The 20,905-nt window shown below is 47.9% G+C and carries 15 protein-coding genes; 5 read left to right on the top strand and 10 right to left on the bottom strand.

From position 1 onward, the window contains the following. Positions 1 to 8 precede the first annotated feature (8 nt). Positions 9 to 2,750, bottom strand: coding sequence for a replicative DNA helicase (gene dnaB / locus NX722_RS21400; RefSeq protein WP_262568704.1), 2,742 nt, complete (start codon positions 2,748 to 2,750; stop codon positions 9 to 11). A gap of 138 nt (positions 2,751 to 2,888) precedes the next feature. Between dnaB and NX722_RS21395 the strand changes: the two genes are divergently transcribed. From NX722_RS21395 to NX722_RS21380, 4 genes are all read left to right on the top strand, one after another. After that, positions 2,889 to 3,800 (top strand): DUF2608 domain-containing protein, encoded by a 912-nt coding sequence (locus NX722_RS21395; RefSeq protein ID WP_262564911.1) that lies wholly within the window; start codon positions 2,889 to 2,891, stop codon positions 3,798 to 3,800. A 98-nt stretch (positions 3,801 to 3,898) separates the two neighbouring features. Beyond that, positions 3,899 to 4,228: a hypothetical protein gene (locus tag NX722_RS21390; RefSeq protein ID WP_262564909.1), complete on the top strand. Its 330-nt coding sequence runs from the start codon at positions 3,899 to 3,901 to the stop codon at positions 4,226 to 4,228. Further along, a complete protein-coding gene (locus NX722_RS21385; protein WP_262564907.1) occupies positions 4,221 to 5,456 on the top strand; it encodes an ISL3 family transposase in 1,236 nt (411 codons plus the stop codon). Before NX722_RS21390 ends, NX722_RS21385 begins: the two co-directional genes overlap by 8 nt. Beyond that, positions 5,453 to 5,977, top strand: coding sequence for a hypothetical protein (locus NX722_RS21380; RefSeq protein WP_262564906.1), 525 nt, complete (start codon positions 5,453 to 5,455; stop codon positions 5,975 to 5,977). The genes NX722_RS21385 and NX722_RS21380 overlap by 4 nt, the downstream gene beginning before the upstream one ends. A gap of 155 nt (positions 5,978 to 6,132) precedes the next feature. On the opposite strand, the gene NX722_RS21375 is transcribed toward NX722_RS21380, so the two are convergent. The 8 genes from NX722_RS21375 to rlmB all read right to left on the bottom strand — a co-directional run bounded on the left by NX722_RS21375 (position 6,133) and on the right by rlmB (position 14,356). Continuing rightward, positions 6,133 to 7,257: an RNA-guided endonuclease InsQ/TnpB family protein gene (locus NX722_RS21375; RefSeq protein WP_262564319.1), complete on the bottom strand. Its 1,125-nt coding sequence runs from the start codon at positions 7,255 to 7,257 to the stop codon at positions 6,133 to 6,135. A 222-nt stretch (positions 7,258 to 7,479) separates the two neighbouring features. Next, positions 7,480 to 9,504 (bottom strand): PhoX family protein, encoded by a 2,025-nt coding sequence (locus NX722_RS21370; protein WP_262564905.1) that lies wholly within the window; start codon positions 9,502 to 9,504, stop codon positions 7,480 to 7,482. Between the two features lie 217 nt (positions 9,505 to 9,721). Continuing rightward, positions 9,722 to 10,168: a 50S ribosomal protein L9 gene (gene rplI, locus NX722_RS21365; RefSeq protein ID WP_262564903.1), complete on the bottom strand. Its 447-nt coding sequence runs from the start codon at positions 10,166 to 10,168 to the stop codon at positions 9,722 to 9,724. A gap of 16 nt (positions 10,169 to 10,184) precedes the next feature. Beyond that, on the bottom strand, positions 10,185 to 11,069 hold the full coding sequence (locus NX722_RS21360; RefSeq protein WP_262564901.1) for a YybS family protein: 885 nt from the start codon (positions 11,067 to 11,069) through the stop codon (positions 10,185 to 10,187). A 30-nt stretch (positions 11,070 to 11,099) separates the two neighbouring features. Further along, positions 11,100 to 11,324, bottom strand: coding sequence for a 30S ribosomal protein S18 (rpsR, locus tag NX722_RS21355; protein ID WP_262564899.1), 225 nt, complete (start codon positions 11,322 to 11,324; stop codon positions 11,100 to 11,102). A gap of 32 nt (positions 11,325 to 11,356) precedes the next feature. Beyond that, positions 11,357 to 11,815, bottom strand: a complete 459-nt coding sequence (gene rpsF / locus NX722_RS21350; RefSeq protein WP_262564897.1) for a 30S ribosomal protein S6 — start codon at positions 11,813 to 11,815, stop codon at positions 11,357 to 11,359. Positions 11,816 to 12,082: 267 nt separating this feature from the next. Then, positions 12,083 to 13,486: a hypothetical protein gene (locus tag NX722_RS21345; RefSeq protein ID WP_262564895.1), complete on the bottom strand. Its 1,404-nt coding sequence runs from the start codon at positions 13,484 to 13,486 to the stop codon at positions 12,083 to 12,085. A 132-nt stretch (positions 13,487 to 13,618) separates the two neighbouring features. Further along, the gene (rlmB, locus tag NX722_RS21340) at positions 13,619 to 14,356 is read right to left on the bottom strand and encodes a 23S rRNA (guanosine(2251)-2'-O)-methyltransferase RlmB (protein ID WP_262564893.1); all 738 of its coding nucleotides are present in this window, start codon (positions 14,354 to 14,356) and stop codon (positions 13,619 to 13,621) included. A 291-nt stretch (positions 14,357 to 14,647) separates the two neighbouring features. Here rlmB and NX722_RS21335 point away from each other — a divergent pair, with 291 nt between their 5' ends. Then, a complete protein-coding gene (locus NX722_RS21335) occupies positions 14,648 to 18,250 on the top strand; it encodes a hypothetical protein (RefSeq protein ID WP_262564892.1) in 3,603 nt (1,200 codons plus the stop codon). Between the two features lie 120 nt (positions 18,251 to 18,370). On the opposite strand, the gene rnr is transcribed toward NX722_RS21335, so the two are convergent. Beyond that, entirely contained in the window at positions 18,371 to 20,896 is a 2,526-nt protein-coding gene (gene rnr / locus NX722_RS21330) for a ribonuclease R (RefSeq protein WP_262564891.1), read from the bottom strand. Positions 20,897 to 20,905: the final 9 nt, after the last annotated feature.

Raw genomic sequence — 20,905 nt, 5'->3', positions numbered from 1 at the left:
GATGACGATTATTCATCGTCATCAAAGTTGTAGGCATCTGGAGCCAGATTTTCAAACCGGGTGTACTGACCAATAAATGCCAGCCTTACAGAACCGATAGGGCCATTACGCTGTTTACCAATGATAATCTCGCCCACCCCTTTGTACTCGGTATCCGGGTTGTACACTTCATCACGATAAATAAACATAATGACATCGGCATCCTGCTCAATCGCTCCGGATTCACGCAGGTCTGAGTTAACCGGACGTTTGTTAGGGCGCTGCTCAAGGGATCGGTTCAACTGCGACAACGCAATCACCGGCACATTAAACTCTTTGGCAATGGCTTTCAGAGAACGGGAAATTTCAGAAATTTCGTTGGTTCGTCCCTGATCGTAACCCGGTATCTGCATCAGTTGCAGATAGTCGATCATGATCATACCCAGTTCACCATGCTCCCTTACAATCCGGCGGGCGCGGGAACGCATTTCCGAAGGACTTATGCCAGCCGTATCATCAATAAACAGTTTCTTGTCCTTGATACGCTCAACCGCCGACACCAGCTTGGGCCAGTCCTCCTCTTCCAGATTACCGGAACGCACCTTAGACTGATTGATCCGCCCCAGAGACGACAGCATACGCATCATCAACTGTTCACTGGGCATTTCCAGACTAAAGACCATAATGCCCTTGTCGGTATTCAGCAATGCGTTTTCTACCAGGTTCATGGCGAAGGTCGTGTTATGAACACAGAAGTCTTCTGCAACGAAGTTATGGGTGTCCGGCACTGTCAGGTCGTATACCTGCTTGTCGCCCTGAGGTTCTATAGCAACAATTTTGTCCCAATAGACATCCGAGTTGGCAAGACGACGTAAATAGTCATCAGCAAAAAGTTCAGCAAATAAGGAAGCCCGCCTTCTGCTGATTCCACGTCGGCTTTTTCCTGTCAGGTGAGGGTTATAATTTTCCGGATAAGCCTTCCCGGCACTGGTGTAAATCTCTCTCCAGCTCCGGTCACTTTTCAGTTTTAAAATATACTCACAAACTGACTCTGGCAGGGTGTCACTATTGTCATGAGGTTTTTTTCCTGCCAGCGCCTTTCGAACCGCTTCAATACGATCCTCTTTGGCAAAAATATCAATATTGTCAATAAATGCCTGAATTGAAGACTGGCTCAGCACTTCCAGCTCATAAGGAACCTGCGCCCCCTCATAGCTGGTTACCTTATCTCTTACTTTGGCATTAACACCAAAGCGCAGCAGAAGATGTTGCAGCCCTTTGATCAGTTCATAGCTTGAGGATGAGTAGGATATACGGCACTGGTTGTTTGCCTGGACAAAAGCACTGCCATCACAGGTAAAGAGATGACTCAGAAACCTGGCCAGATTGTCTTTTTCCAACTGATAAACAACATCTGGTATTGTTTTTTCATGTGCCAGCCTGTTGTTCAGGCCGAGTGCATCCAGCCATTTTGTTAATGGGTTTTGATCATTCCAGACCGCCTGCTCATAACCGCCGGGAAATAGTTCTTCTGCGCAAACCCGCCGACGAGCTTCAGAAACCTGTTCCAGATCACTGCTAACCCTTACAGACGGAGTACCTTTACTGCCTTCAATGCGAACGCCTTTAACCCCACCGAAATCGTTAACCGCTGCAATAAAATCCTCCAGCACTCTTTCATTGCTATTGGTAAAGCGCAGAGACGCCTGTGTTGTTCCGCCATCACCAATAAAATAAGCCATTAACCTGATTTTATGGTCAGGTAGACGCTTATGACCAAACACGGGTAAAACTCTTGGCACAGCAACGGCATCACCCACTTTGAGATTGCCCAGTGGCTGCCAGCCAGCACCAGACAGAAAAGGGTGGGTCAATGTAGTTTCTATGGTTCGCCCTAAAGCGGTCTTAACTTTAAAGACAGGTTTTAAGCCATCATCCACAAAAGCCGATGGCGTTGCAGGACTTAGACGAAAATCATCACCCAGAGAAAGCAGCGCACCGGACTGCCGGGCAACAATATCATCAATCTTTACCAGCTCACCGGATTCAGGATCAAGTACACGACTACCCGAAACGATGCACTTACCCATGGACGGACGTGCAGCAACTATGACCATATCCGATGGCTGCATACCCGACGTCATATTATCCAGATCGGTAAAACCGGTGGTGATACCTGTAATGGCATCACCGGCATTAAACAGTTCATCAATCTTCTTGACGGTATTATCAAGAATTTCACGAACCCCCCGGGGGCCACCGGTTTTCGGACGCTCTTCAGCAATGTTGAAAACCAGACGCTCGGCCTCGTCCAACACATCCTGACTATTCAGGCCTTCAGGGTTGTAGGCACGTTCAGTGATTTTCTGGCTGGTTTGAATCAGCTTACGAAGTACAGAGCGTTCCTGAATGATCGTGGCATACGCTTCAATGTTGGCAATACCCGCTACACTGGACACCAGTTCAGTGATGTACAACATACCACCAGCGTCGTCCAGATCACCCTGACGATCCAGCGTATCCGCCAGTGTCAGCGGGTCAAAAGGCAGGCTTTCATTGGCAGACTTTGCCATGGCCGAATAGATAATGCGGTGTCGGGGATGATAAAAATCATCGCTTGTGACTTTATCTCCAACCTTGTCCCATGCTTCGTTATCCAGCAGCAGGCCACCCAGTACAGACTGTTCCGCCTCAATAGAATGAGGCGGAGTTTTCAGGTTTACGGTTGCTTGATCAATGGGTAATTCAGCTTCTTGCAGGGTACTTTGCATGGCCATAATAAACAGGTTGTCAGTTAGCACTACAGAATACCGCAACTCAACAGCGGTAAACAGAGTGAATTTTTGAGCATGATAATTAAATCACGAGCTACACTACGCCTTCCTTAGTGTATTTCAATGGACAATTCAGTGCGCAACTATTACTTGTGCTTACTCTTATTTTTTGGCATTGCTTCCCACGGGATGGATCCCCCCCCGACAAAACCAAAGCCAGACGCACAGTCCTGCAACGAGATAAGGGCAATAGAGTCCATTGCGGAGTTTATCTCTAAAGCAGTCGAATTGAGTCATACCGGAAGGGTGCTTGTCGTATTTGATCTCGACAATGTGCTGATAAGAGAACAAAAAAACAAGCCCCTTTCGCAAGAACAGTATGAACCTGAATTTTTGCAGCTCGGACCGGAAATGTGGAGAGAAATGAAAAATGTAAGAGCTTCTTGCGCATTCAGCATGACGGGTTCTTATAATGCTCAGGCCTGCGGCCTGACTCATCAAAAACCAACAACAAGTCGGCAGAATTATATTCCAAGAATACTGGCAGGATGGGTCAATCATTTAACGAAAATAACGGATGTTATTGGGTTAACAATGAGAAGTAGTGGGTCTCAAGCCCGTCTGGGGCAATTAGGCATTAATCTTACGGGACAAGGCAATGTCATTAATACATTAACCACTCAAACGCATTTTATAAACTCACAAGATTCAGGGTATAGAAAAAACGTCATATATACCAACCATAACCCTAAAGGAAATTATCTGTTAGAGTTTTACAACCTCAGTAATAGGTACGATACCGTTTTATTCATTGATGACTTACCGGGTAATGTCCAGAATGTTGTCAACACGTTAAGCGCAGCCGGTATTAACGTACTCGGCTTTTGGCTAAAGTCGACAACTCTGGGCAACTATCAACCACCGCAGGCCGAAGCATATAAATCCCGTGCTTTCTTTTACCACCCCGAGCCTGAAGGTGACGGTGATAATGACAATGACGATACGGAAAACAGGGAAAGCGACGATTCATGGCCTGACATTAATTAAAAACGGCCTATTAAAAGATTGATAAAAAACAATTGAACTTACATATATTGTTCTTGTCTTATTTTTTATAAATCTAATATTTATAAGGAGATTTGATTATGTATAAAAAAAGTATTAAATGTGCTAAAGCTGCAATACTAACGGCTGGTTTCGTATTTGGATACTGCTTTGGATCCGATAATATTTTATATGGACAAAGCTTAGAGGCAGAGCCGTTTGCTGAAAAGTTGGGTATAGAAAAACAAGTTTTTTACTCTTCAGAAAAAAATCCATTAATATACCGATCTTCAGTTAAAGCAGAATCTGTAACTATTGTTAAAATGGAAGAAGCTAAAAGTCTGCACAAGCAAATTAGGGCTCTTCCTCAATTTGAGTGGGTGATTTATTATATTCTGAAGCACTCAATGCAAGGATGCACCGATGCGTGATAAGCAACTCTATTCTCAAATACTGGGTATTGAGTCTCCTTGGTTCGTTTCTGAAGTTGAATTGTCATTACAGGATCAACAGGTTCGGGTATTCATTGAACACAATGGTAAAAAGGCCTGCAAATGCAGTGTTTGCGATAAGCCCTGCTCTGGCTACGACCACATCACTCAGAAGTGGCGTCATCTGGATACCTGTCAGTTTCAGACTATTCTAGTTGCCAGGGTTCCACGGACCCAGTGCCCTGAGCATAAGGTGTTAGCCATCAATGTGCCCTGGGCTGAATCTGACTCTCGATATACAGCTCTGTTTGAAGCCCTTGTTATTGACTGGCTAAAGGAGGCAACTACGAAGGCAGTTGCACGACAAATGAAGCTTGGTTGGAATGCCATAGACGGTATTCAGCAGCGTGCAGTGAAGAGAGGACTGGCTCGTCGTGATGCTAAGCCACCAAAACGAATCGCTGTTGATGAAACCTCATTTCAAAAGCATCATGAATACGTCACAGTGGTCACTGACCACGACCAAGGCGTTGTTATTCACGTTTCTGATGACCGTAAAAGTGACAGTCTCAACGAGTACTTTGACACACTGCCCTATGACCATAAAGAGGGGATCGAATGCGTGACGATGGACATGTCCAAGGCTTACATCAAGTCAGTCAGTGAGAATGTTCCAGACGCAGATCAGAAGATTGCATTTGATAAGTTTCACGTTGCTCAGTCTCTGGGTAAAGCTGTCAACAAGGTTCGGATAGAAGAGAACAAAGCCCTTGTAAACCAAGGTGTAGAGCTGCTTAAGGGGACTCGCTACGACTGGCTGACTAACCCTGAAAACATGTCTGAAGAGCAGTGGGATAACTTCGAACCACTGAGAAACTCGACACTTAAAACAGCTCGCGCCTGGGCCATCCGGCAAATGGCAATGAGCTTATGGAATTACAAGTCCAGAGCTTGGGCAATCAAGGCCTGGAAGAGGTGGCTATGCTGGGCGCAGAGATGTCGGCTTGAGCCCATAAAAGAAGTTGCCAGAACGGTCAAAGAGCACTTGTGGGGTATCATCAACGCTATTGTCCTTGAGGCTAATAACGGTCGAGCAGAGGGAGTGAACAGCAAGATTCAGAGTTTGAAGAATCGGGCTTGTGGCTTTCGAAACCGTGAAAGATATAAGACAGCGATCTACTTTCATCTTGGAGGCTTGGACTTGTACCCCACTGGCGTACGTCGTTGAAAACTACCCACTTAAAACAGGGAAGAACCCAAATTAGTGAACTATTATCAGGTGCTACTTCGAAAGAGCCCGATGCAATTCATCTACACCTTGATCACAGGCATGACAATAGTGGTGAATTTTTAGTTTTTTTTAATGACTTAGAACAATATGCAAAAGCGCATAACTTAAATGTTACAATGCGTGAGGATTCAAATCAAAGTCCAGTTCAGTACCCGCCAATTGAAAGAACCAGTGTTATGGAAATTATGATTGGCTCATCTGATTTAATGAGAAAATTTATTAATTATGCTGCTGAGACTTATCCTAAATACATGAACGAAAATGAATTAGAGTCTGATGGCACATGCTTGTTTATACACCCTCAATATACATCTGATGAAAACAACCCTGTAGATCAATATATATATCATTATAAGCACGCGATTATGTTGAGCAATCCAAATAATTGTTTTGTCTCGCATAACTACACCATAAATTTAAGAAATCGTCTCGCAGACATGAAAGCTATGCCATTTTGAACCAATTAACATTACACATAAATCAGGTAAGAGCTGGTTTTCTTTCCAGCTCTTCCACACCAGCGAATTTGACATCCTCCCCGCCCTGAAGGACGGGGATTCCTGTTCGTCACCAAACAGGCTTCCTGCTTCGACACGCCTTCTCTAGATTGCAGCTAGGCTGCAACCCCCGTTCCAGTCGCTCCACAGGCCAACCCCGCCAGCCCGGCGGTTTTGATATTGATTGCCGCATTAATATCCCTGTCGTGAAGGGTATTGCACTTCGGGCATTTCCATTCACGGATAGACAACGGCAAACTTTCATGGATGAATCCGCAACTGGAGCAACGCCTGGAGCTGGGAAAGAATCGGTCTATCTGAACAACAATCCTTTCTGCCCACTCGGCTTTGTACTGCAACTGCCGTACAAATTCACCCCAGTTTGCATCAGCTATATGCTTTGCCAGTTTTGGATTTTTGATCATGCCTTTCACATTCAGGGACTCTACACAAACAACTTGGTTCTCGTTAATTAGTTTGCGGGATGCTTTATGAGTAGCATCCATCCGGCAATCAGCTATTTTCGCATGAAGGCGGGCAACCTTGAGCTTTGCTTTAGCTCGGTTGTTACTGCTTTTCTGCTTTTTCACCAGCTTACGCTGAAGGTAGGCGAGCTTTTGCTCGTAGCGCTTGGTGTGTCTTGGATTACCGGATTTTTGGCCGTCTGAAGTGACGAACAGATCATTTAAGCCTAAATCAATGCCCACTGTCTTGTTAGAAATAGGCATTGGTTTAGCTTCAAACTCGCACAGCATGGATACAAAGTAGCGTCCAGCTCTGTCTTTGCTGATGGTTATGCTGGAAGGCTCTGACGATAGCTCTCTGCTCCAGCGGATATTCAAAGGCTCTTTGCTTTTAGCTATGAATAGCTGACCTTCTTTGTACTTGAAAGCAGAAGCGGCAAAAGTAGCACTCTGCTTTGCGTGTCTCTTTTTGAAAGTGGGGTATTTCGCCCGACCTTCCCAGAAGTTTTTGAAGGCGGTTTGCTGGTGTCGTAGTGCTTGCTGAACAGGTACAGAAGAAACATCTTTCAACCACTGGTACTCAGGGTTCTTTTTCAGCTCTGTAAGCTGCTTCGAGGCAGCATTGTAATTAATACTACAACCATTGTTGTAGTACTCATCAGTACGCCAGCGAAGGATATGGTTGTAAACGAACCGAATACAGCCAAACGTCTGAGCAAGCAAGGTTTCCTGCTCAGGCGTTGGGTAAAATCTGTATTTGAAAGCTCGTTTATTCATGCTTACAAGTTTATATCAAAAAATGTAAAATCTTCAAGTATCTTCTATAAGCAGTCTTCCAGACTGCTCGCTATCCATCCCCGCACTAAAAGTACGGGGTTTTCCGCTAGTTTCGATAAAGTTTACCGGGGATGATAAAATTTAATCCGCAAGTCTTTCGGTAAAACAAGGCCTGCATTCATGCATCCGGGCTTTATTGATTTAACCATTTGCAGGTAGTGTTCAAACACCGATTTCCCCACCATCGTTCTTCATAATAACCACGGTTGACGCCCTTGGCCTTACCGATACTCCGGCAGGTGTCTCTTCAGCCGCATTGATGCTGTAAGGCCAGTTTGATGGATGCTGAATATTCACAAAGAAGTTTTTGTTATCTCCGGTAAAGGCAAGCCCTGTTACTTCGCAGCCATTGGGGCCAACAAAAAACCGCCGCAGCTGATCCTGATTGCTGCCATCAATCACAGGCTCACCCGAGTCAGCCTTATTCAGTCTGGAGGGAATAACCGCCAACATCTGGTCGTTGGTGTTTTCCGCCACCTCTTCAGCACCATTATCGGTCTGAACCCAGAGAATGCCGCGACTATCGAAGGCCAGACCATCCGGGCTGGCAAATTCATTACGAGCCGTCAAACCAGACCGATTGGTGACACTGTCACCACTGGCTGGCGAGCCAAAGACAAAGAAATCCCAGGTAAACTCCGTCGCCACAGCACCTTCCTGCCAGCGAATGATATGACCAAATTTATTGTTTGTTCTTGGGTTAGGGGTATTAGCGTCTGTGCGATTGGTGTTATTGGTCAGTGTCACATAAACCAGGCCGGTAGCGGGGTCTACCGCAGTCCACTCCGGGCGATCCATTGGCGTTGCTCCAACTGCATCACCTGCCCATGGACAATTCAGAATAATCTCCGCCTGCGAACCTACCACTTCTTTCAGGGTCTGCCCCGATGTCGTTACCGTACTCTCCAGCAAAGGAATCCAGGAACCTTTACCCTCTTCATTAAACCGGGCAACGAACAGAATGCCATCATCCATATATTCTGACCCAACACGAAGTCGGTCAGTCCGGCTGGCATCCGCAGGATCCCACAACTTAGTCGACACATATTTGTAGATATACTCAAAGCGCCCATCATGCCCTGTGTAAAAAACCACAGGTTTGCCTTTTTCCAGCTTGCCAAAAGTGACATCCTCATGACGGAAGCGCCCCAGGGCTGTGCGTTTAACCGGGCGGGAGGCAGGGTTATAAGGATCGATTTCGACAATATAACCATGCCCATTGGCTTCGTTGCGGAAGTCTTCCGTGGCATTGGCTCCTGAAGGCGTGACATCAAACCGGGCAAACTCGTCGTATAAACCATTATCTGCGGTTTCCCAGCCATAACGGGTAGCGGATGTCGGAATACCCATTCTTGCCTGACCGGTGTCCTGTGTGCCTTTATTCACAAAAACATAAGGCCAGTTCTCTTCACAGGTCAGGTAGGTGCCCCAGGGCGTATAACCATTACCGCAGTTGTTGTTGGTACCCCTGGCAATATTTTCAACGCCGCGACCTGTCGTGTATTTAGTAACCAGCAAACCACTGCCTGCAATAGGGCCTGTCACATCCATTTCGGTCGCAGAAGTGATACGACGATTATAAGAGCTGTCGGTCACTACATCCCAGACCCCATCGACCAGCCTGATATGCACCACAGAAATACCATGGGCATTGATTTCCTTACGAACTTCTTCTGTCGAACGCTTACCAGCGACCTCGGTAGCACCATTCGGATGCAACGCACTCTGGTCAATGTACTCATGGTTAATACACAACAGACCTTCCGTATCGCTGCCGTTCAGAGGAAAAAAGTGCATGCCATCGTGATGCATTCCCACCGCATTCAGCTGATCCTGTGACGTATTGCTTCCGTCGTTTTTCCACGGGTTAGCCTGACTGTTTAGTGGTGTTCCCCAGGGAGCCAGAACCTGTGCGCTGTATCCGGCAGCTACAGCCACTGCGTCCAGTTTGGCACCGGGGATAGAATCAAAGCCCAGCTTTAATTCAGCCGGGGGTGTCACATCATCGTCATCAGAAGAATTCAGTTTACAGCCAGCGAGTCCCATACCTGATAAAAAACCCATCGCCGCAAGGCCGAATCCGCCCTGTAAAATACCACGCCGGCTCAGCTCGGCATCCAATACAGACGACATTGGTTTATTTTGGCTGGTGTTATAAATCGTTGGATCAGAAATCTCTTTGCTCATGGTTTCCCACCTTTGTTATTTCTATAAGTAGAGAAATCTACGTTGTTATTGTCTGCTTCAGAGTTATCGTGACGGGAATTATTAAACGACAGCTATGTGTCAGATGGGTGACTAACACATGAAAGAAATATTTCATGTGCATCTTTTTCTCTACAAGCAAAAAAAATGCCCGCAGAAACCTGCGGGCATTTTTCATCAAGTATTATTGACTCTGAAATTACTCAGCCTCAATGAATACCTTGATAGCAGCAGCAACGTCAGTGTGCAGCTGGATAGCCACGTCGTATTCGCCAGTTGCGCGAATAGGACCTTCTGGCATACGGATTTCGCTCTTGGCAACAGCAACACCAGCAGAGGTGATGGCTTCAGCCAGGTCGCGAGGACCGATAGAACCGAACAGTTTACCTTCGTCGCCTGCTTTAGCAGTCAGGGTCAGTTCGATTTCTGCCATTTCAGCAGCGCGCTTCTCAGCACCAGCCAGCTTCTCGGAAGCTGCTTTTTCCAGTTCAGTACGACGAGCTTTGAAAGCAGCTACGTTGTCTTTAGTTGCTGGAACAGCCTTGCTGAATGGAATCAGGAAGTTACGACCGTAACCAGACTTAACGGTTACCTTGTCGCCCAGGTCGCCCAGATTGGCGATTTTCTCAAGCAGGATAACGTCCATCGCTAACCTCTTACCTTTATTTTGGCCCGTTCTGTGCGCTTCGGTTTGCCGCCCTTCGACGGAAATCAAACACGCTATCAAAACAAGCGGTCAAAACAATAACCGGGTATGCCAGTTGCGTGACTAAAATCAGCAACACATACATGCCTACCAGCCAGAAGCTTCCCAGCTGTTTCAGGTTTACCAGCCCGTGTACGAGGGCAATACCTGCAATAAACAGTGGCAGCGAAGCTATTGGAATCAACGCTGTCAGCACAGGTGACAGGGCTGATCCACCCAGAGTCAGGGCCAGCAATGCAATGCTGGCAACAGGTGGTAGTATCACCCGGCGGAATTCTTCACCGAATCCGCCCGGGTTGTATAACGTCGACTGCCAGGCTCGCGCCAGAACCAGCGACAACACACTGCTGGCCAGGGTAAACCAGGCAAGCATACCTACCACGCCGTACTCAACTAACGGTTTCAGCTGAGTTCCTATGTCGACCGTGCTCTCTGCACCCTGCCCCGGCAGAATCTTCATAAGAAGACCCATCACTGCCTCGGTGAGCAGAGCGATTTGCTGCGGTGCCAGCTGGAACAGTGAAAGAGCCATTGCTCCCCCAATCGGAACCAGCGCCAGGAGAGTCTTCGGCCAGGAAACCGTCTGGCGTAATGTACAGGCCAGTAGCGTAGTCGCCAGCAGACCTGTTATCACGTTGAACTGACCAGCCGCTGCCCAGCCTATTGCCGGAAGCAGAGCCCACATCAGCAGTTTCAGACCATGGTTAATACCGCGTCGCAGTATCACCAGGGCAATAACGGCTGAACTGAGCCAGAACAACATTGGGATGCTGGCAAACAACACGGCCAAAAACAGTGCCTGTCCGGGGCCACGCATTGCATAATTTGCCAGTCCACGCATTAGCTATACCTTAGTTCCAATTACCGGATATCAGTGACGATCAGTGAATGGCAGCAGTGCCACGTAACGAGCGCGTTTGATAGCAGTAGCCAGCTGACGCTGGTAACGAGCCTTAGTACCGGTAATACGGCTAGGTACGATCTTACCAGTTTCAGAAATGTAGGCTTTCAGGGTGTTCAGATCTTTGTAATCGATCTCTTTCACGCCTTCAGCGGTGAAACGGCAAAACTTCCTGCGACGGAAAAAACGTGCCATGACAACGTCTCCTTAAATTAAGCGAGTAATGATTATTCAGCAGCTTCTGCAGCTGGCGCTTCTTCAGCAGCTGGAGCTTCTTCACGACGCTCTTCACGACGCTCTTCACGACGCTCTTCACGACGATCGTCGCGGCGATCTTCGCGACGGTCGTCACGACGGTCACGCTTCTCTTCAGCCTGCATCATGATGGAAGCTTCAGTGATCGCTTCGTCACGACGGATAACCATGTTACGGATAACGGCATCGTTGTAACGGAAGTTATCAGTCAGCTCGCTCAGGATTTCGTTGCCACACTCAATGTTCATCAGAACATAATGAGCTTTGTGGATTTTGTTGATTGGGTAAGCCAGCTGACGACGGCCCCAATCTTCCAGACGGTGTACCTGACCGCCATTTTCGGAGATAGCGCGGGTGTAACGCTCTACCATCGCTGGTACTTGCTCGCTCTGGTCTGGGTGAACCAGGAAAACAATTTCGTAATGACGCATTATTTGCTCCTTACGGGTTAAACAGCCTCCCGTTCACTTTTCAGATAGCCAGTAGCCAGCAAAAAGTGCGGTAAGGCAAGGAGTTGGACGAATGTACTAAGTTCTGACAACCCGAAAGCCACCAGAACTCTGCACACTTAGCCCAGCATACAAAGAGCCGGAATTTTAGAGAACTGTGACCATGGTTGCAAGCAGGATCGGTCACCGGGAGGTAAGTGCATACGCTACATTGCCCTGACAGCAGCTCTTTTAAAATGCAAGACAGGCCTAATCGTCGTAGGGGTTGTCGTAATCATCGTCCAGAGACTTTCTCCTCCCAAGTGCCGGGCGCCTTTCATTACGCGAGGTCGATGCCTTCGACTCATTGCCTTTAGGAGCACGAGAGGTTGCCATAGCTTTGCTTTCAAGCTCTCTCTTGTGTGTACGTGCAAGCTGTAGTTGCTGATTCAGATCCTTAATTTGGGCTTTCAGGCTTGCAGGATTATCCATAGCACTCGCTGAACTACCCGTAGCTACCCCTTTCCGGGAACTGAGGAGTGCCAGCCTTTGATTGGTTTCCTTAATCTCCTTAATCAAAGACTCGATATCACTATCAATTTCTTCAAGTGTTTTCTCAGGTGCATTGTAGTCATCAGGGATATGCTTTTTTGGCTTGTTCTTTCTGGGAGGACCGTCGCCATCGCCACCGGAAGATGCCCCTCTGGCTCCCGACCCTTTCTCCCTCTGTTGTTTTGAAGTGGAGTCTCCTGACGCACCCCTTTTTTTGGTTTTTTTCAGTGTTTCCTTGTTTCTATATTGATAGTCTTTCCCATCCGTCGGCTCTCCTTCATTATGAACATCGCCAATGGGTTTGATCACAGCTTGACCGAAATCTAAAAAGCTGAGCTTGTATGCATCGCCCAGAGAGTACTCATACGCCTTATTTTCAAACTTTGCGTTCTCGATAGTTACCCTTTCAAGGGAGAGCCCGTGATCAGGCGATGAATAAAAAAGTTCAGAATATGGATGAAAGACATAATGCCCCTCGTAAGCTTCCAGAAAATCACCCTTGTCACTTTCCGGGACTCTGTCGCTATTTTTATTCGTACTGAGCACTGTATCCGGATTAACCGCTGCATCAGAGCTGATCGCTTCAGCAACAATGTTCATTACAGCAATTGCCTTCTCGGAAAGCATAGTGGCAATAACGGCTTTCTTGTTTAAATCGGAGTAAAAGCCATCAACAGTAATAGCGACAGAACCTTCCGGGTGGATAAAAGTCAGGGCGTTATTCACGGGGGTGTATTTTATCCTGACATTTGATCTGGCAATACGTTTCAGGTTTCGAAAATAGGGGCTGAGTTTCTCCTGAAACACTGATTGGCTTTTGGGTCTGTCAATAAAATGAAGTGAGTACTGGTCAGTATTGTCCTCTTGGACAATAAGGTGGAGATTATTATCAGGCGCACTGACTAAAAACCGGTTGCTCTCAGCCTCGTTAAATAATTGAGGGTAAACAACTCTTAAACTAATTTGCTTTTTTATGGAAAGACAGGCACCTGAAAAGAAATCACTACATTCCCTGACTTGAGCACTCACACCAACATCAGGCAGGGCTGGATAAATACCACTGAAAGCCAAAGACGATAAGGACATAAAACAGGCAGCAAAAGAAATGTGACAATATTTCACAACAGCTCCTTATTCAGGTCTTAATTTAATAATTTATGTGATGCGAAAACCGCTCCTGTTATTTAGCAGTAACTTATGTGAATGCAAGAAAAAAACAGAAAGAGCGCAGCTCGATGACTGCGCTCTTGCTACTTAAGACCTCTGTCGCACGGCTTCAAACAGACAAACACCGGTAGCCACCGATACGTTCAGGCTGCTGACAGTGCCCGCCATGGGAATAAACACCAGAGAGTCGCATTTATCTCTGGTCAGGCGGCGCATCCCCTTGCCTTCCGCCCCCATCACCAGGGCCATAGGGCCTTTAAGGTCTGCTTCATAGACATTGCCAGCACTTTCGCCAGCAGTGCCAATCATCCAGACACCGCGCTCTTTCAGCCACTCCATGGTACGAGCCAGGTTGGTCACCTGAACCAGTGGCACATTGTCCGCAGCGCCACAGGCCACTTTTCTGGCGGTGGCGTTCAGACTGGCTGATTTGTCTCTGGGGGTAATCATGGCATGCACACCGGCAGCGTCAGCCGTACGCAGACAGGCACCCAGATTATGAGGATCAGTGACGCCATCCAGAATCAACAGAAAAGGCGGCTCCTCCAGATTGTCCAGCAGGTCTTCAAGGTCACCTTCACGATAGACTTTTGCCTGTGCAACACGGGCAACAATTCCCTGATGCACACCGCCATCCACTCTGCCATCCAGTCGGTTACGTTCTACAAAACGTACGGTCACGCCCTGACGACGAGCGTCTTCAACCAGCTGATTGATCCGCTTGTCTGTCCGGCCTTTCTGAATCATCAGTTCCAGCACTTTTTCCGGCGAGTGCTCAAACAGGCTCTGCACTGCGTGCAGGCCAAAAACAACATCATCATTCATGGGAATCGTTCAATCCTGTGAAAAACCTTACTGCTCAGATGGCTTAGACATTCAGCCAATGCGATTTGAAAAACCTGAACCAGGAAGGAAACATCATGCAGCCATTTAACGGCGATAAAAAGAAAAGCAGGGATACTAACACGGTAAGTTGCCTCAGGTCTGTTAGCAGTAAATACATTGGTTCTGTATTGCTGTAGCTGCTGTATCAACTGTTCAAATAGACTCTCAGTAAAAATCAGCTATAAATTGTAATGCGAATTGTTGTTATTATTTTTTGCAGGTGAGACTTCAATGAGTAAAAAGCTGATAAAACATCAGAACTGGCAAAGCCTGATTATCAACAAAAAGGCCATTGCATTCTTACTTATCGTTGGCATTCCAAACTGGAGCGGTTGGGCCAGTGTTATTCAGCTAGACAGTAATAATTTCAATCAATATCTGAATGCCGATCATCCTGTCGAAGGCAGCTATCAATTAGTCAGTGATATTGACCTGACCCGGCTTACTCCCTGGAAACCTGTTGGTAATGGCTCCATTCCGTTTTCTGTAAATCTGGATGGCAACTACCACGTTATTTCAGGCCTCAGCGTGTCAACGTCGGCAGATAACACTGCCTCGGGGTTGTTCGGATCACTGCAGGACAGCACTATCAGGCAGATTCTGCTAAACCAGCCAGAAGTCACCAGTTCTGGAAAATCAAGCCCGGCAGGTGCTCTTGCCGGAGAGATGAAACGCAGCAGGATTGAAGCGATTGTCAGTTCTGCCGGAACCATCAAAACGACCGGCTTTCTCAGTCATGCCGGTGGTATCGCAGGCAAAGTTTCTGATAACAGCATCATACGCGATAGTTTGAACACCGGAACTGTTACCACAACTGGAGGTGCCAGCGCTGGGGGCATTGCAGGGTCGGCAGATCAGAAATCTTCGATTTCAAATGACCTGAATACCGGCAGAATAGTTTCCAGAAACTTACATTCCTCGCCTGCCGGAGGCATTGTCGGAGCACTGAAAAGTAATAGCGTTGCTAACAATAATATGAATACAGGTGAGGTTAACGTTGGCTTTACCGAACATTCCGGAGGGATTGTGGGAGAAGCAGAAACGGCCAGAATATTATACAACCTGAACACCGGAAAAATTTCCTCAGACCATTTGATACCTTATCACGGTGACTACGGTAAAGAAGGTGGAGAAAGTGGCGGAATAGTGGGGTTGACCCAAAAACGAACTCTGGTCAGCAAAAACCTCAATACAGGTAGCATTTCTACAAAGGATTGGAGGGGGCACACGGGTGGAATAACAGGGCAAGTAAACAACGCTTCTGTTAGTGAAAATGTAAATGCCGGAACTGTCACTACTGAAGGCTGGCAGGCATATAGTGGAGGTATTAACGGAGAAGCTAAAGGTGGAAGCATTCATGACAACCTTAATACCGGAGTAATCATAACGAAAGGAACTAACGGTCACGTCGGTGGTATTTCCGGATTTGCCACCCGTGGGGCTTCGGTTTACAACAATGTCAATACGGGCTCGGTTGAGGCGCAAGGCCCAAGCAGCTCTGAAAGCCCGGTCGTTGCAAGAGTTTACGAAGCAGGTCGTATTGTGAATAACCTGAATACTTTCACAGAGTATAAGGATGATTCTGATCCTGCTAATGGACAAAATATGGGTGTCAGAACACTATCGAAAAGTACTCTCAAATCAGGCTTAAACGGTTTGAGCGGCACTGTCTGGAATGCAGGTGAAGCGTCGCAGCTGCCGATACCCAAAGGCATTAATACCCCCTACCGTGAACTTTCCCGAATAAATGGTAGCAAGCAGAGAAACAACCAGTTTCCGGCAGCCCTGAATGAGTTTGCAGACCCCGGTGGTGCTTCAACTGCCACCTCTTTCAATCGTACTATCTGGAATAGCCCGGATGGATATTTACCTTTTCTAAAAGGTTTCTCCAAACCGCAAACATTACTTGCCGGAATTGATTGCACACCGGGGGGATTTGCCTGCAGCGATGAAAAGGACATCACACCAACTCCGTCAGCTATACCATCGTCATCTGCACGACCGTCAACCACGGGAGCTCTGAAGGTTCAGCCTACTTCAACCACGGAAGCTCTGCTGGCTCAGCCCACTTCAACCACGGGAGCGCTGCTGGTTCAGCCTACTTCAACCACGGGAGCTCTGAAGGTTCAGCCTACTTCAACCACGGGAGCTCTGCTGGTTCAGCCCACTTCAACCACGGGAGCTCTGCAGGTTCAGCCTACTGCAACCACGGGGGCTCTGCAGGTTCAGCCTACTTCAACCACGGGAGCGCTGCTGGCTCAGCCTACTTCAACCACGGGAGCGCTGCTGGCTCAGCCCACTGCAACCACGGGAGCGCTGCTGGTTCAGCCTGCGTCAACCAGCGAATTGGTCACTGCTTCTGAAACCAGCACTTTTTCCGGTTCAGAGTCACCATCAGCCACTTTAACAGCTTTTGAAATATCACCCTCTACCTCTACGGCCAGACTACAGGCTAAACCTTCATCATCGTATACAGAATTGCCCCACAGTATATCCCCCACAACCCATCCACCCAGCCCATCGGATAACTGCCCACCACCAGAAGGCACACCACTCTTTCAAACGTATGACCCGACAAACCAGCAGATATACGTCATCATTCAGCCTGAGTCGTCTTCCGAAGAGGTTGTTCTGGCACGCTATAAGGGCTCTGAACTGGATGAACAATTTGGTCTGTGCGGCATTGTGACTTACACAACCTCTGCCAGCCACTCCGGAATAATGGAGTCCTACCTCTCTCTGGCAGGGCAGGTCATTCACGAAACGACAGGCTCTCACCTCTACCTCGTTGTAACGCCACAGTCAGGAAAAACAGTTCTGCTCGAGTTCCCGCTAAGTACTGCCCGGAAGAGCCAGGCACAATTCAACGTACCTAGCAACGTATTCCCTGAAAATGTTCAAATTAATGACACCGCTCACCATCAGGGTGTCATGTATTTAACAGGAAAAATGGACAACGCCGTATTTGTTGGCCGTTACCACCAACAACGACTCACATTTTTTAAAAGCAGCGACGAACTTAAGGATGAGGAGGAAGCACTTCGTCTAAGGGTCTCACCAGATAGTGAATACCTTTATGTAACCGGCATCAGGAACAATGGAGATGCACCCTATCCTGTATTTATCAGACAGTACGACAGTAAACTACTAACCCCCACTGCCGCTTTTGGAGACAATGGTGAAGAGATAATGATCACCACCGACACTGACAACAGTCAGCAGGACATCCTGATGGAAAAAGACTGGGTCTATGTTGCCGTGGTCAGCCCCGAGAGTAAGAAGCTCTCCATTCGCCGGTTCGCAACTGACAATGGTCAGATGGATGGTACTTTTATTATTGATGATATAATGGATTACCCTTTAAGCACTCCTGGTTCGTTTTCAACCGTCAGGCTGATGACTACGGAACATTATTTGCACGCCCTGATTTACAACAGTAATGGACAAGTGTCTATTGTCACTTATGAAAACCAGGTCAACATCAATCATTTCAACACCACATTCAAGACCTCGGCAACACAGTTTATTCGTCCGTTTTTTAAGGGTGATAAAGCCTATCTGGCAGTTGGTCACGCTGATCTTGAAGAGGGTAGTCGGCATATCCGAATGCTGGAAATCTCTCTAGGCCTTCAAAACTACATGCACCATAAAAAATCCCCTGCCGCTTCGTCATCGTCTGATGTAATTCCAGGCTGGGGGGTTGCGGTTTCTGTCATAACGGGCGTTGCAATTTCGGCACTTGTCATTATTGGGGTCGTCATTAAGCACAAAAGCAGATCACATGCACCAGAAGCAGTAATGGACAACCTGATTGAATTGGGAGCTGCCAAGTGATAGGGGTCTGTGAGTAGACCTGCCCAGTCACCCGGGCTAGCCCCTTCTCAAAGCGGGGCCGTGCGGAATGACCGCATCCGGCTCGTTACTTTTTTTCACAAACAAGGCGTGGCTCTGACATTATGAGGAGGCCTTACGTTTCCTTGGCTGACGCCCCTTTGGCTTAGCCTGTGACGGACTGGTATCACCTTTTGATTTATTTCTGGCCGATTTGGATTTGGCTGCATTTCTGCCCTTTTTCTGCCCTTTGGGTGGCTTACGTCTCTTGCCACCCTTTTTTCCCTTTTCATCATCTTTGGCCGCTTCCATCAGTGCTTTTTTGGCAGCACGGCTTTTGGCGACACTGGCTAACTGTTTACCACCTGCTTTTCTTGATCCGGTTTTACGGCTGTTGCGAGGCTTCCGAGGCTTTAGTGGTGCGCCGTCTGCCAGTCCAAAGTCCACCTTTTTATCTTCCATGTTGACATTGCTGACGATGATTTCCAGCTCATCCCCAAGACCAAAGCGTCGGCCGGTACGCTCACCACGCAGACACTGGTGAACATTGTCGTAGTGGTAATAGTCACCCGGAAGACTGGTGACGTGTACCAGACCCTCCACAAAAATATCTTCCAGTGCCACAAACAGGCCAAAGCCGGTAACGGCTGATACCACGCCCGTATAAGTCTGACCAATGTGCTGCTGCATGTACTCACACTTCAGCCAGTCCATGGCATCCCGGGTCGCCTCATCCGCCCGGCGCTCGGTTGTTGAGCAGTGTTCACCCATGGCTTCAACCCGGGCATCGTCGTAAGGGTAAATCGTCTTGCGATTCATATCCCTGGCACCGACACGGGTCACATGACGACTGGAAACCGGCGAACGGACAATATGACGAATCGCACGATGCACCAGCAAATCCGGATAACGACGAATCGGTGAAGTAAAGTGTGCATAGGCATTAAACGCCAGACCAAAATGCCCTTTGTTATCCGACGTGTAAACCGCCTGGCTCATTGAGCGCAACACCATGGTCTGAATCACCTGAAAATCAGGCCGGTCTCTGACGTCTTCCAGCAGAGCCTGTAAATCAGCCGGTTTAATTTTGCCCTGTGGAACCGACAGCCCCAGACTACCCAGAAACATATTCAGGTTCAGTCGTTTTTCCAGTGTTGGCCCTTCGTGAACACGGTACAAACCCGGAACACCGTGTTTCTCAAGAAAACGAGCTGCGCACACATTAGCAGCCAGCATGCATTCTTCGATAACCTTATGGGCATCATTGCGAACCGCAGGCACAATTTTATCGATCTTACGGTTGCGACCAAAAACAATCTGGGTTTCAACGGTTTCAAAATCAATGGTTCCACGAGTCGCCCGCACCTGTTTAAACACTTTGAACAGGTTGTACAGCTCTTCAATATGGCGAACCAGAGCCTTGCGTTGCTGTCGATTCGCCTTTCCTTCATCAGACAGTGGGCTGTCGAGCATTGACCAGACCTGGTTGTAAGTCAGTCGGGCATGGGAACGGATCAGACCTTCATAAAATTTATAGCCTGAAATCTTGCCTCTGCCGCTGATGGTCATTTCACAGACCATGGCCAGTCGATCCACCTCAGGGTTCAGAGAGCATAAACCGTTGGATAGAATTTCCGGCAACATCGGAATAACCGTACCGGGAAAGTATACCGATGTCCCCCGGTTATGAGCTTCTTTATCAAGCGCCGAACCGGGTCTTACGTAATGGGACACATCTGCAATGGCCACATAAAGACGCCAGCCACCACTTTTTTTGGTTTCACAGAACACCGCATCGTCAAAATCGCGGGCATCTTCGCCATCAATGGTAACAAACGGCACTTCCCGTAAGTCAACCCGGTGTCGTTTATCCTTTTCTGCTACTTCTGACTTAAAGCCAGCGATTTGTTCTTCCACTTCCGGTGGCCATTCCCGGGGAATGCCGTGGGTGTGAACCGCCACATCGACTTCCATGCCTGCGTCCTGACGCTCTCCGAGAATCTGCTTGACCAAACCCATCGGCTGCGTGCGTCGACCCGGTTGCTCAATGATTTCCAGCAGAACATACTGCCCCTGAGAAGGCATAATGGAACCGGGCTTAACCAGAATTTCACGACCAATACGGGAATTTTCAGGCACAACAATACTGGAACCGGATTCTTCGTAATACCTTCCCACCAGCTGGGTGGTGTTACGCTCCAGAACCTCTATGACCTGCCCTTCCCGACGACCACGGCGGTCAACGCCCGTTTCCCGTACAACAGCGCGATCACCATCAAACAACTGCCGCATTTCCCGCCAGGAAAGGTACAGGTCTTCAGATCCGTCATCAGGAATCAGGAAGCCAAAGCCGTCTTTATTGCCCTGAACCCGACCTTTAATCAGGTCCATTTTACTGAGCAGGCCAAAGGTGCCTTTGCGGGTTTCGTGCAACTGTCCGTCACGAATCATAGCCTTGAGACGAAACAGCAGGGCCTCACGCTGTTCTGGCTCGGTGATTTTCAGCTCTGCACACAATGCCTTATGACTGGCAGGAGCCCCCCGCTGATCAAGGAGTTCCATGATAAAAAGTCTGCTGGGAATCGGCGTGGCATAGCGGGATGCCTCTTGAGCCGCCTGTGGGTCGGTATCTTTCCACCCTTTGGACATGCGGTTATT

The organism is Endozoicomonas gorgoniicola, assembly GCF_025562715.2.
Classification (GTDB): Bacteria; Pseudomonadota; Gammaproteobacteria; order Pseudomonadales; family Endozoicomonadaceae; genus Endozoicomonas_A; species Endozoicomonas_A gorgoniicola.
The sequence above is the reverse complement of the archived record's forward strand: the minus strand, read 5'-3'. Positions and strand labels throughout refer to the sequence as shown.